This window comes from Haladaptatus ordinarius, assembly GCF_054177595.1.
In genome coordinates, this window is the sequence record NZ_JBPEHH010000103.1 from 1 (window position 1) to 12,602 (window position 12,602).

The following is a 12,602-nucleotide window of genomic DNA, read 5'->3' on the forward strand; positions in this document are numbered from 1 at the left end:
AGTACTCATAGCGACTCAAGGTTCAGTTCCAATAATGACCGCATTTTGACTCATTCCTTCTTCTCAGATCTCATTTGATTAGATTTTCTCTCTATCACTGACTTATGGGTAAGAGACAGGTCTTCAGGCGTGGGAGGAAGTCAATGACGCCACGTCTCCTCGAACATTGTGTCGCCATCGAGTTCAACCCTGGTCTCAAGCTGACAGTAATTGTCAGAAATGTAGTTACTGGCAACAATCTCGAACTCACCGAAATCAGTCGCGATTTCTACTGTCATCTCGTTCTGAGCAGCTGCGGTTGATGGATCGTCTGCCATAACCGATGCCTCAAAAGTTGCTTCCCGGGAAAGTCGACCGTGTGGGAAATCAACGTCTAACGAGTGGCGTTTGGACGTCTGAACACAGTTAGAGACCCGCTCACGACTAGTGGTCCACGAGGAACTGCTATTCGAATGTTCGGCGCTTGTCGGTACTCTCTCATCGGGTGGAGCCATATCTACTGAGTCATCAAAATCCACACTGTTCATTTGGCAGCCAGGGAACCGCACAATAGCGGGATCAGCGGGTGTGGAACGAACTATGAACGACCCTTGGTCTGGGGTTGGAAGAGAGACGGGGAAGTAAGACGAGCCGATGGCAACACGGATCGAATGTCCTTCCTCGAAGACATGAGACTTGGGTTCGAACGGAATGATTATATCGTATTCAGTTCCGGGTTCCATTTCATCAGGATTGTCGAGGCCTTTTCGGTATTTGCCCCGCAAAGCACCATGGGAAACGAGTGTGCCACGAGAATTCGGTGACACATCGATGAGTCGAACGACAATAGTTGGGTCGGGAACGCTGGCTTCGAGTCGGAGCGTCACTTCGCCAGTGCCGGTGAGCTCGATCGGACTATCAAGGGGATCTGTCTCGAAAGTTAACGATCGTACGTCGTCATCGTTCGTTGCTGGCGGTTTGATCGATACTCCGTAGGGATCGATCGAGGAAGGTCCGACAGTAGGATCAATCGTGTACTCGGCATCAACTTCACCGGTCTTGTAATCACTCGGCGATGAGAGCCCTGTTGATGTGAGTGCGAACGTCACAGAATCATCTGTCTCGTCATAGATTGTCTTGCCGTTGGTTGGCGGATCCGTTGTATCTTCATTGTATACTGTCGGCCACGTTTCTCGGCCGCGCCATTGACCGGTCGAAGACCCGCCACCGTCAAGCTCGGTCCAGTAAGAAATGGTCGGTTCGTCCATCACTCCGTTTTCTTCATCACGCAGGAAGCGGTCGAACCAGTCGAGTGCCTGCCGACGGAAGTTGATAGCACTCTCACGGCCCCGATGAGGCATCTGATGACGCCATGGGCCGAGTAGAAGTCGCTTTGGTGCATCGATGGCCTCGAAGTACTCCAGTGTATCCTGTGTGTACGGATCACGCCAACCACCGATAGCGAGCGTCGGGGTTTCGATACGCTCGACGGGAATATTCTTATCCTCCCAGTATGATTCGTGGGGATCATTGTCAATGAACTGGAATAGCCATGGCATTCGATCGCGTGACTGTTCCAATCGATTCTGCCAACGATTGAGCCACTCACCATCTGCATCATGGATACTCGCTGGTTTTGCCTCGAGAGCTTGCATCAATGTTAGCCAGTCCATCCCAATGGTGAGAAACTCGAACAGGCCGCCGTAGGAGTATGCGTTCCGCCGTCCCTGATAGGGGGTATGAATGGGGACGATCGCGTCCAAGGCGTCCGGCTGCTGAGCTGCAGCATCTAGGGCTGTGATACCACCGTAGGATTTCCCGAAGAGACCGATTCGACCAGTAGTCCAGGGCTGTTCAGCGAGCCATTCGACGATGGCGGCTGGTTCAGTCCCTTCACGTCGGGTGAATGGTTCGTCGATAAACCCGCTCGAACTACCTGTCCCGAGCATGTCAGCGACGACGACCTCGTAGCCGTGTTTGGCAAAATAAAGACACAGCGGATCGTAAGCACCGTAGGTGATGAGATCGTCCTGGTGGTACGGGACGTACATCAACAGGGCTGGTGAGGGGGTATCGCTGCCGAGCGGTTCATATCTGGACGCTGCAACGGTTTCTGACTGTACGGGGATTTCAAGAGCCGTGTGGCGTCGAATATCGCCAAGTGGATCGTGGGAAGTCATGATAGGATCGAAATGACTGTTACATTCATCAATTCACACATTCTTGCAGGGTCAGTTTTGACTCACCCACACGTCCTTGAACAGCTTGCAGGCAGTCGGGTAGACGTCGAAGTTATTGACTCGAGAGCGGAACGCGTGGCTGACGTTGTTCCAGACCAGGATCGGCTTGGACATATTATCAGTAATGATCTTCTGAGCTATTAAATAGTGGTCTCCTCGCTTTTTTCTTGTCTCGGGTTGTTCGAGCCTTTTCCATGGCTTTGTCGGCTTTCTCGTTAGAGAAGGAACTTGCATATGTCGGTGCGATGAGTTCCCATATCCCCCACCTACAGCGCCTGTGCGGCGAGTTAACAGGCGTATTAGAGAAAATTCTCGTCGCCATTCAGTAGAGTTCGCTCTGACGTCACTCATTCTACTAGATTCTGAGTTAGCACAGAGGTAGTATTATATACTAACTCAGAGTCTCGCCATTTCTGAATGCTCTCCTGAGCCCCATCACTATGAGGGCACTTATAACCACCGCATCTATACTCAACAGTATGACCACTAATGGAGTATAAATTGTGTTCACTGGGATGATCCTGTCAGATCAAACCAATGTGGGGAGTACACGCCCAGACAGCGATTACTGTGAGCGGTCAATTGATGAGTGTACGTCATGTTTCGCACGGAGTCCAATAACTGTAATCGCTGCGATAGCGTTGAGAGCCCCTAACAGCAAGAATGCATCTCGATAGCTCCCCGTCATGTCACGAATTATACCGGTGACGGCTGGCAAGAGAAGTGCAGCGAGATTGCCTGCGGCAATAACAATCGCGAGCGCTATCCCCGCATCGACCGTTGTGTCACCAGCAACTCCATAAATTGCGCCAAACGGGAACGAGATGGCGAGCATCGCAAGGAGCGGGAATATCAGAAGAACCGTCGGTGAGCGAGCGAGCGCAAGGACGGCGAAACCCAGAATCGCCATCGCCGTTGCAACGGCGATCACCGTCCAATCGTGGACCTCCCAGCGGTCGGTGACGACGCCGCCGACCGCTCGTCCGGTCGTCGCAACGAGCAACACAGCTGCATTCAGCGGCCCAGCGACATCAAGCGCGTCGAAGTACGCAGTGATGAATGTCGAGAGTGCTACGTACGACCCCATCGTGGCGACGTAGCAGACCGCGGCGACGACCACGACAGGATGGGAAAGGACATATCGAACGTTCGATAACAGGTCCTTCGATGTCCTGTTCGCCATTCGTTTCCGCTTTGTGGAACGAACAGTCCTGTGACGCTCGTTCGGATTCGCCGCTCGTTCAGTTGGGTTCGCCACAGTAGTGCTCTCGTCTGGCTCTGTTGTAGATTGGGAACGGTCCGGGTGAGTGATGGATTCGTCTCGGTGCCGCCAACACGCGACGGCTGCAAGCACCCCCACAAGTGTACCGGGAGTGTGCAGACCGAACCGTCCCATATTCTCAAGGAGTACTGGCACCGCGAGAAAGGCAACTACGCCACCGAACGTTAATGCACCTCCGTAGAACCCCTGCTCACTCGTCGCACTCGACCCCTGGTGGAGGCGAACAATGTGTGTCGCACCGGCGGTGAGTACGACTCCGCCTGCAAGTCCCCACACGGCTCGGAGCGCGAGCAGCGTTAGAAAGGTGTGAGCGAAATCGAGCGTGACCGCCAACATGAGGTGTATCAGCGTCACACCGAGCAGGATTCGCGTCGTCGAGTATCGAGTGGTGAGGTAACTACTCGGTGCCTGTGCAAGAACGAACGACAGAAGCGGCACGCTTGTCACCAAGCCAAATTCAGTATAGCCAACGTGAAATCGGCCAGTGAGGACGTCGGGAATTGCCGCAGGTGCGAACAGCACATAACCGACGCTCATGACCGCGACGAACGGGGCAATTTCGAGCTTGCTTGGTACCGGTGTCTCGGTAGACACACTCATTGGGTGTTACTGGTCGAATCACCGTCTGTCTCATTGTCGGCGTCCCTACTAGTGGATTCCCCGTGTTCATATCCGTACACTGCACGCGCTGTCTCTCGAGAAATCTTTTCGAGTTCTATGTCGCGGCGTATCGCCGCTGGGTCGCGGTTATCGGGATCACCGTGGCCGCCAGCACCCGGCGTGCGAATGCTCACGACCGTGCCGGGGTCGAGTTCGATAACGGTTTTTCCAGGGAGGCGTTCACCGCCCTCGTCCGTCTTTATTACATCATCGAGCGCGTTCTCGAAGCGGTAAGCAGCACCGCGCGTTCCATCGCGGCCGCCGGCGAGTCCGTACGGAGCGTGCTGACGGCGGTCAGCAAGGAGGCTGAACGTCGCGTGGTGGTCGCGCACTCCGATGTCCCGTCGCAAACCGAGTCCGCCTCGGTACTGGCCTGCGCCCCCGGAGTCCTCGCGGAACTCATAGCGAACGACACGAAGAGGATAGGCTGTCTCCAGGACCTCGATGGGTGTATTCATCGTGTTACTCATGTGGACGTGAACGCCGTCTAATCCATCCTTTCCGGCGCGGCCGCCGAACCCTCCGCCCTGTGTTTCATAGAAGGCATACGGCGAATTGTCTCGCGGGTCGGTGCCGCCGAAGGTGACGTTGTTCATTGTTCCTTGGCTCCCGGCGAGGACACGCTCCGGCGTCGCTTCCGCGAGCGCGCCGAGCACGACGTCCGTGACGCGTTGGGACGTTTCGAGATTCCCGCCAACGACTGCCGCGGGGAGCACCGGGTTGACAATGGTCTCTTCTGGTGCATCGATGTCGATTGGCCGGTAACAGCCATGATTCGGCGGAATGTTCGGGTCGGTTACACACCGGACTGCATAATACGTCGCCGACGCTGTCACGGCGAAAACGGCGTTGACCGGCCCCTCGGTCTGGGCTGCTGTTCCTTCAAAGTCGATGTCGACCGAATCGCCGTCGATGGTTACCGCGGCGACGATCGGGAGGTCTTCGTTACCGCGGCCGTCGTCGTCGAGGACGTCTTCGAATCGATAGGTCCCATCAGGTAGCGAGGCGATTTCCGCTCGCATCCGGCGTTCAGAGTAGTCTTTGATCGCATCGAGTGCGGTATCGAGATAATCGGTGCCGTACTTCTCTGCGAGTTCTCGAAACCGCTTCTGGCCGGTCTGGTTCGCAGCCTCCTGAGCGCGCAGATCACCCCGGCGCTCGTCCGGTGTCCGAACGTTCGCGAGGATGAGATCCATCGCCGTCTCGTTGACCTCTCCGCCCTCGTAGAGTTTTACCGGGGGAATCCGAACGCCTTCTTGATATATCTCCGTTGAATCGGCGGCGACGCTGCCAGCGCTCGACCCGCCCACGTCCGCGTGATGGGCGCGGTTCGCGGCGTACGCCACGACGTTGCCGTCGACGAACACCGGCGTGACGAGCGTGAGGTCGGGGAGGTGGGCGCCGCCGCGGAAGGGGTCGTTCAGCAAGATGCCGTCGCCCGGATCGAGGGTTTCTGGCGGGAATCGATCGACCGCTGCCGCGACGGAAAAAGGCATCGCGCCGAGATGCACGGGCATATTCTCGGCCTGACTGATCATCTCTCCAGCCGCATCGAACAAGGCGCATGAACAGTCCCTGCGTTCTTTGATGTTCGGTGAGTATCCCGTTCGAATCAGGTTCGCGTTCATCTCCTCGGAGATCGCTGCACACGCGTTGCGGATGATTTCGAGGGTTGCCGAATCGATCTCGCCATCGGTCGACGCCGAATTAGTCTCAGTGTTTGTACTCGAGTCAGTCATCGGGAAACACCTCCACGAGCAGATTACCGTACTCGTCCACGCGGACGCGCTGGCCCGGTAATACGATGGTCGTGCTCTCAGCGCCTTCGACGACGGCTGGACCATCGAATGTCCCCTCCTGTGGTAAGCGTGCTCCGTCGTAGATGCGTGTCTCACGTGGCTCGCCATCGTAGACGACCGCCCGCGTCTCGCGCAGTGCGTCCTCGACACTGCCGGCCGACCGGTCAGTGGTGAGGGTCGGTGGATCGATGACGCCTCGCGAACGGAGTCGAATCGTCACGAGTTCGACTGACTCTTCCGGATACGCGTGGCCATAGCGTTGCTTGTGGCGCTCGTGGAATCGCTCTTCGACGACGTCAATGCTCGCCTCGTCTACGTCTCCCTCCGGGACGGGAACTGACAACTCGAACGACTGACCGACGTATCGAAGGTCGAGGACGCGCTCGAACTGCATTCGATCGTTCGAAAGCGCCGCCTCCGATAGCCTGGCTCGCCCGCTTTGCTCAAAGTCTGCGAACGTGGTCGACAATTCCGCGGGGTCGACCGCCGAGAGATGGCGCACACGCGAGGTGCTATAGTCGTATATCATGTCGCTCATCAGCAGCCCGAGTGCCGAAAGCACGCCCGCAGTTCGTGGAACAACGACTCTGGGGATTTCGAGCTCACGAGCGATTTCGCATGCATGAAGTGGCCCTGCTCCGCCGAAAGCGACGAGTCCGAACTCACGAGGGTCGTGACCACGCTCGATGCTGACGACCCGTAGTGCCCGCTGGATGTTCGCGTTCGCGACGTCGACAATCCCCTGAGCTGCTTCCTCAACGGACTGCCCGAGTGGGTTCGCGATACGCTCGGTGACAATACGACGCACGTCGTCAACGTCGACATCAAGTTCGTCCGAAAGGAACGCCTCAGGATTCAACCGACCAAGCAGAAGATGGGCGTCGGTGATAGTCGGTTTGGTACCGCCCCGGCCATAACAAATCGGTCCCGGGTCGGCACCCGCCGACTGCGGGCCGACGCGGAGGGCATCGCCCTTGTCGATCCAGGCGATAGACCCACCCCCAGATCCGATCGTGTGCACGTCGACCATCGGCACTCCGACCGGATATTCCCCGATCTCAACGTTAGTCGAAATTATTGGCGTTCCGTCTTCGACGAGCGACACGTCACAAGATGTTCCGCCCATGTCCATCGTAATCACGTCGTTGATACCACAGTTTTGTGCGATCGCGGTCGCTCCCTGAACGCCGGCGGCGGGCCCTGAGAGTAATGTTCGAACCGGCTGTTCGCGAGCGATGTCAGCGGCGATAATGCCGCCGTTCGATTGCATTATTTTGCAATCGGTATCGACACCTCGGTTCATAATTTCGGTTTCGAGGTTGCCGATGTAGCGGTCCATTACCGGTTTGAGCGCGGCATTCATCGCAGTCGCCAGCGTTCGCTCATACTCACGGATTTCTGGGAGCACATCGCTCGACAGCGAGTACGACATACCGACACCTTCGTCCGTCAGGATACTACGCACCTGTCGTTCGTGGTCGTCGTTCTCGAATGCATAGAGCAAGCTAATCGCGACGCTCTCGATTTCGCTGTCGCGCAGTCGACTGGCAACCGTTCGGACGCTCGCTTCGTCGAGTTCCCTGAGAACCGTACCGCGTTCATCGAGTCGTTCCCCCACTTCGAACCGACGGTTCCGGGGAACGATTTGGGGTGGCTTCTCGGTCTGGAAGTCGTATATGTCCGGCCGGTTCTGTCGGCCGATTTCGACGACGTCTCGAAATCCCTCGGTCGTCACGAGCGCGGTATTGGCCCAGCCCTCCTCGAGTATTGCGTTTGTCGCAACGGTCGTCCCATGACCGAGGAATCCGATCGATTCGAACGCCCATTCGTCTCGTTTGCTCGCGTCTTCGAGTCCGTCGAGGACGCCCCGTTCCGGCGCACCGGGTGTAGATGACGTCTTGCTGACTCGAACAGTGCCGTCCTGTACGGTGACGATGTCAGTGAAGGTGCCACCGATGTCCACGCCGACGCGAAGTGTGTCGTCCGTTCTGGTGGTCGTTTCGCTATGGTTCATACGTTTCTTAGTGCGGAGTTGGTTGTTCCACACGTTACTGCCTCACAGCGTAGTTTCATCGACCGAATCACACCGGTCGACCGTTCCTGCGTATATCCGGTACGATACAGTGCTCTATCCAGACAATAGTGACAGGAGTTCGTCAATCATCATCACCTGCGGTGGATTGTCTGTCACGGTCCCATGCACGCGAAATGGCGTACTCGATATAGCCTTGCGTTTCTTCGAGTGACTCGTCGGAGACGCCGCCGACGGCGTAACTGATAGCGACGAAAGCGACTGTGTTCACAAATAGACCATAGAACCCGCTCACGAACCCGGGGAACACACTCGGCAACGTGACGAAATCGAACTCAATCAGTGCCGTGACGACGATACCAAGGGAGAACCCGACGAGCGCGCCCTCTCGTGATGCGCGTGGCCAGAACAGCGCCCCCAAGAGAAGCGGGAGTTGCTGGGCAGCGCCATAGAAGCTAAGCGCTGTCAGCAGCAAGATGAACTCAAACTGTTGAATCGCAATGATGTACGAGAGAATTCCAAGGATAGGAACCGTGAACTGGGCGACGCGGGTAACAGTCTGATCGTCGACGTCTTCGCCAGCGTAGTCCTGATACCAGTCACGCGTAATAAGTGCAGACACGGCGTGTAGTTGGGAGTCGGCGGTACTCATCGCGGCTGCGACGGCTCCAGCGATGACGATGGAGGCAAACCACACCGGAGTGAACTCGTAGAGTACAGTCGGAATCGCCGAGTCCGGTTGCGCGAGGTCGGGGAACGCTTCAACAGCACCCAACCCGAGAAAGGCTACCGGAAGGTAGAACAGGATGAGATACCCGGTTCCGAAGGCAGCGACCCACTTGATTACGCGCGGCGAGCGCGCCGAGATGTACCGCAAAAAAAGATGCGGCGTCATCGACACGCCGACGCCGGTCATAATCGCGAACGAGATGTAGAACGCTGGTGTGATCGTTCCTGCAGGGCCAGGAAGTGAGACGTAGGCACTGAATGATTGTATCATTTCCGTCCAAAACGCCTGTGGACCGCGATAGGCGGTGAAGACGAAAAACCAGCCGGCGATCCATATCGCACCGAACATGAATACGCCCTGGATGGCGTCGGTCCACGCGACGGCACGGAGGCCACCGAGCCAGACATAGACGACGCCAGCAATCAGAAAGATGGCTGCTCCAACCTCGAAGCTTATTGTGCCCTGTGTCGCCGTCTCGAAGATGATGCCGCCGCCGATGAGCTGTGTTGCAATGTATGGGAAAGTGAATATGATAAGTGCGAGACTTACGAGCTTGCCAAGTAATGGCGATTCATAGAAGTCTTCGAGGAGATCTGAAGGAGTGATGTATCCATGTTTCTTCCCCAGTAGCCAGACGCGGGAACCGACGACCCAGAGGATTACGCCGGAGATAACCAGATAGAACGTCGAGGCACTAAAAATACCGATTCCGTTCGCGTAGACGAAGCCGCCGATGCCGAGGAATGCAAAGGCGGAGTGATACGATGCGGCAAACGTGAACAAGAGGACAACGATACCGAGGCCGCGACCGGCTGCCATCCAGTCGTCGACATCGAGCTTACCAACTTGCCAGCCGCGATACCCAATCGCGAGGATCATGGCGAGATAGATACCGATTGTCGCGAGCGCTACCGTAGTTTGTAATGAGACCATCAGTCTCCTCCCTTGATCGTGGCGTCCCTATTTTTTGATTCGGTCGTCATGACGTCCTCGCGGCCGCGGAGTTCGGGTGGCACCTGGTCTTCAGTGAGCGCGAACGCGTCACGCCAGGCGGCCCAGATGAGTACGAGTGTGATGAGTATCCCCCATACGACCGTCCACAAGTACAGCACGTTGATTCCCCACACCATGGTCGGGGTGTCGATTATCGTTATTATCGGTGGGTTCATCGCGATGGTGAACACGCCGAGAATAGCGACTGTGATTTTTCCAGCTCGTGACTCCGGTAGGACCATGATGTGACATATACTACCATGCAAATCAAATTTATGTAAGTGAATATTAATTATTTCAGCCACGGCACTGTCTAGCCAAAGAGCGAACAGTTCTTGGAGACGGATGCTATGGCCGTCCAAGAACCATTCACTGTCTCTTTGGACCCGAACCGCTTGAGTGCTGGGGCGACGAGAGTACCGCGAGCGCCCCTGGCCGAGAAACACGACCTCTCTGAGACGACGTTTCTCGTCGACGGGATGGGCTATTTGACCGCACTCGCGCGGTGCGAGCTGCGCGGTCACCTCGACTACGTCGATCGGAATCTAATAGAAAAGTGGTTCCAGACGTTCGCCATGCGGATCGACCGATTTCATCAGACGTGGATGGGCAGCAGAGTCAGCGCTGCGCGCTGGCTCACCGCCTTTGTCTATTACTATAATTTCCAGCGATCGAATCAAGCGCTTGAAAACCGCACGCCTGTCGAGGAGGTGCAGAATCGTTGACTAGACAGTACCTCAGCCACCAATATATCAGTGTTTCAATCAGTGACAAAAACTAAAGCGAGACTGTAGCGTGAACTGACCTCGTAGACGGAACCCGTAATCTACCAACTCACACATCTTCGTAACATGCTCCGTTGAACGGGCCTTCTCTCTTCGGATTTTATCGCTGATTTCAGGGGATTTGGACACCGTCTGGCGATATGGGCCGACTCAGTGGAGCTTCAGGTTTGTACCCGCTAGTTCATGCTTTCTGAGCGCTTCTCTATAGGAATGAGCAGAAAGAAGCACGTTGTCGAACTCTCTGACGAAGAACGCAGAACGCCCGAGTGGTTCATTTCGACTGGTAAACGCAACGCCGAAGATATCACCCGAGCACGTATCCTCTTGAAAGCTGACGAGGGGCTCACAGATGCCCAAATCTGTGAGCACCTCGGCTGTTCAATCGGGACGCCCTACAAAGCACGCAAACACTACTGTGAGCGAGGGCTCGCGGCGATTCATCGCCGCAAGCCCGACCGCGAGTACGTCCCGAAGATGGACGGGCGAGCCGAGGCCCACCTCATCAGACTTGCTTGCAGCGAACCCCCAGAAGGACACTCCCGCTGGACACTCCATCTGCTGGCCGACGAACTCGTCACCCTCGACGAGATCGACTTCGAGTCGATCTCTCACGAAACCGTCCGACAGCGGCTAAAAAAACACCCTCAAACCGCACCTCTCAGATTACTGGGCGATTCCACCTGACCAGGACGCTGACTTCGTTTACTACATGGAGGATGTTCTCGATCTCTACCACGAACCATACAACGAGAACCGCCCGGTCATTTGCTTCGATGAGTCCAGCAAAGCACTCCGTGGCCACGAACGCGACCCGCTCCCGGCAACCGGGAGCGGTCGCACGCGTCGATCACCGCTACGAACGCAATGGCAAACACCGGATCCACCTCGCCACGGAACCGTTGACTGGCTGGGTGAACGTCGAAATTACCGAGAGGAGACGTACCACCGAGTGGATCGACAGGATGGTCGAACTCGCGGATGTCCACTACCCGGATGCGAAATGCATCCGGGTGGTGGTTGATCAGCTCAATACGCACAATCCCGCTGGCTTCTATCAGTTCTTTCCGCCAGATGAAGCCCAAGCGTACCTTGATCGGTTCGAGTTTCACTACGTCCCCAAGAAGGGGAGTTGGTTGAACATGGCCGAGATTGAGCTGGGCGTCCTCAAACGCCAGTGTCTTGACCGTCGCATCTATCACGCAGCGACCCTCCGGTCGGAGGTCGCTGCGTGGCAGGAGCACCGCAACGCGGCTGACCGGCTCATCGACTGGCAGTTTACGACCGACGATGCCCGGATCAAGCTACACCGACTGTACCCAGTTGAGTTGGAGGAGAACTAACGAAACCACGGTTGAAGCTACACTGAGGAACACTGCTACAGGTATTAGATAAGAGTCATCTATGATCCGACGGAGATTGTGATAGAGGTCAATAAGGATTTAAAGAATTTCTTCGAACATGGACACAAAGCTCAAGGGCCGGTCGGATGGGATACGTCAAGCGGTATTGACCTCGTGTTTGCCGCGACCGGTACCAACAGCCGCAAAGAAAATCTCGCTATCCCGTTCATTATCGCATTCGATTTTGATGATTCAAAGCTTGATAAACCCTACATCGGCAAGCCCATTCAAAACCTCATACGCCGTCCGACATGACCACCCAAGTTCCCCCGCAATCTCGCACGTCATAGAGGGTTCAAGCGGTTCCATGACCGCAAGCACATCGCTTGGCTCACGTTTTTGGACGACCCCGTCTTCCTCTTTTCACAAAGGTATATCTCTTCGATGCCATTCATCCATTTCTATAGATTCAGTGGTTGTGACAGGATTAGTATTGTACATTAATCAACAGGAATAGCGGAAAAAGATATACGAACAAAGAAACGATACCCGGATATGGCTAACAGATTCACGGCTGATTGGCTCCACCTCACAGAGGATGAATCCATACTATGAGGGCGCAGGAGAAAGGGGTGTTCCCGGCGGAACACCCCGAACAAGATGTCTAGCTCATCTCCAACAGTGGTTTCATACGCAGGCCAAATGCTTCGCTCTCCATCCGCTACATCGACAAAAGCCGATTCTCTGCCTGTTTATTCCGCC

8 protein-coding genes and 2 pseudogenes are annotated in these 12,602 nt (G+C 55.9%); 3 read left to right on the forward strand and 7 right to left on the reverse strand.

Annotated elements, in window-relative coordinates; translation table 11 throughout:
* Nucleotides 1-140: 140 nt before the first annotated feature.
* The 7 genes from ACR3FF_RS22390 to ACR3FF_RS22420 form a co-directional block, all read right to left on the reverse strand.
* Entirely contained in the window at nucleotides 141-2,159 is a 2,019-nt protein-coding gene (locus ACR3FF_RS22390) for a CocE/NonD family hydrolase (RefSeq protein ID WP_458190365.1), read from the reverse strand.
* Nucleotides 2,160-2,210: 51 nt separating this feature from the next.
* On the reverse strand, nucleotides 2,211-2,333 hold the full coding sequence (locus ACR3FF_RS22395; RefSeq protein WP_458190366.1) for a hypothetical protein: 123 nt from the start codon (nucleotides 2,331-2,333) through the stop codon (nucleotides 2,211-2,213).
* A gap of 451 nt (nucleotides 2,334-2,784) precedes the next feature.
* A complete protein-coding gene (locus ACR3FF_RS22400; protein WP_458190367.1) occupies nucleotides 2,785-4,101 on the reverse strand; it encodes an MFS transporter in 1,317 nt (438 codons plus the stop codon).
* Nucleotides 4,098-5,900, reverse strand: coding sequence for a hydantoinase B/oxoprolinase family protein (locus ACR3FF_RS22405; protein WP_458190368.1), 1,803 nt, complete (start codon nucleotides 5,898-5,900; stop codon nucleotides 4,098-4,100). The genes ACR3FF_RS22400 and ACR3FF_RS22405 overlap by 4 nt, the downstream gene beginning before the upstream one ends.
* Entirely contained in the window at nucleotides 5,893-7,974 is a 2,082-nt protein-coding gene (locus tag ACR3FF_RS22410) for a hydantoinase/oxoprolinase family protein (RefSeq protein ID WP_458190369.1), read from the reverse strand. Before ACR3FF_RS22410 ends, ACR3FF_RS22405 begins: the two co-directional genes overlap by 8 nt.
* Before the next feature lie 142 nt (nucleotides 7,975-8,116).
* On the reverse strand, nucleotides 8,117-9,655 hold the full coding sequence (locus ACR3FF_RS22415) for a sodium:solute symporter family protein (RefSeq protein ID WP_458190370.1): 1,539 nt from the start codon (nucleotides 9,653-9,655) through the stop codon (nucleotides 8,117-8,119).
* Nucleotides 9,655-9,957, reverse strand: a complete 303-nt coding sequence (locus ACR3FF_RS22420) for a hypothetical protein (RefSeq protein WP_458190371.1) — start codon at nucleotides 9,955-9,957, stop codon at nucleotides 9,655-9,657. The genes ACR3FF_RS22415 and ACR3FF_RS22420 overlap by 1 nt, the downstream gene beginning before the upstream one ends.
* A 189-nt stretch (nucleotides 9,958-10,146) precedes the next feature.
* Here ACR3FF_RS22420 and ACR3FF_RS22425 point away from each other — a divergent pair.
* From ACR3FF_RS22425 to ACR3FF_RS22435, 3 genes and pseudogenes are all read left to right on the forward strand, one after another.
* Nucleotides 10,147-10,440: pseudogene (locus ACR3FF_RS22425) on the forward strand (IS6 family transposase); the annotation flags it as partial.
* A 270-nt stretch (nucleotides 10,441-10,710) separates the two neighbouring features.
* Nucleotides 10,711-11,840 (forward strand): annotated as a pseudogene (locus ACR3FF_RS22430) (IS630 family transposase).
* Nucleotides 11,841-11,918: 78 nt separating this feature from the next.
* A complete protein-coding gene (locus tag ACR3FF_RS22435) occupies nucleotides 11,919-12,155 on the forward strand; it encodes a hypothetical protein (protein ID WP_458190372.1) in 237 nt (78 codons plus the stop codon).
* Nucleotides 12,156-12,602 lie beyond the last annotated feature (447 nt).

Bases quoted from the DNA above. Each gene is read 5' to 3' on its own strand.
- ACR3FF_RS22390 (WP_458190365.1), bottom strand. From the start codon at position 2,159: ATGACTTCCCACGATCCACTTGGCGATATTCGACGCCACACGGCTCTT.
- ACR3FF_RS22395 (WP_458190366.1), bottom strand. From the start codon at position 2,333: ATGTCCAAGCCGATCCTGGTCTGGAACAACGTCAGCCACGCGTTCCGC.
- ACR3FF_RS22400 (WP_458190367.1), bottom strand. From the start codon at position 4,101: ATGAGTGTGTCTACCGAGACACCGGTACCAAGCAAGCTCGAAATTGCC.
- ACR3FF_RS22405 (WP_458190368.1), bottom strand. From the start codon at position 5,900: ATGACTGACTCGAGTACAAACACTGAGACTAATTCGGCGTCGACCGAT.
- ACR3FF_RS22410 (WP_458190369.1), bottom strand. From the start codon at position 7,974: ATGAACCATAGCGAAACGACCACCAGAACGGACGACACACTTCGCGTC.
- ACR3FF_RS22415 (WP_458190370.1), bottom strand. From the start codon at position 9,655: ATGGTCTCATTACAAACTACGGTAGCGCTCGCGACAATCGGTATCTAT.
- ACR3FF_RS22420 (WP_458190371.1), bottom strand. From the start codon at position 9,957: ATGGTCCTACCGGAGTCACGAGCTGGAAAAATCACAGTCGCTATTCTC.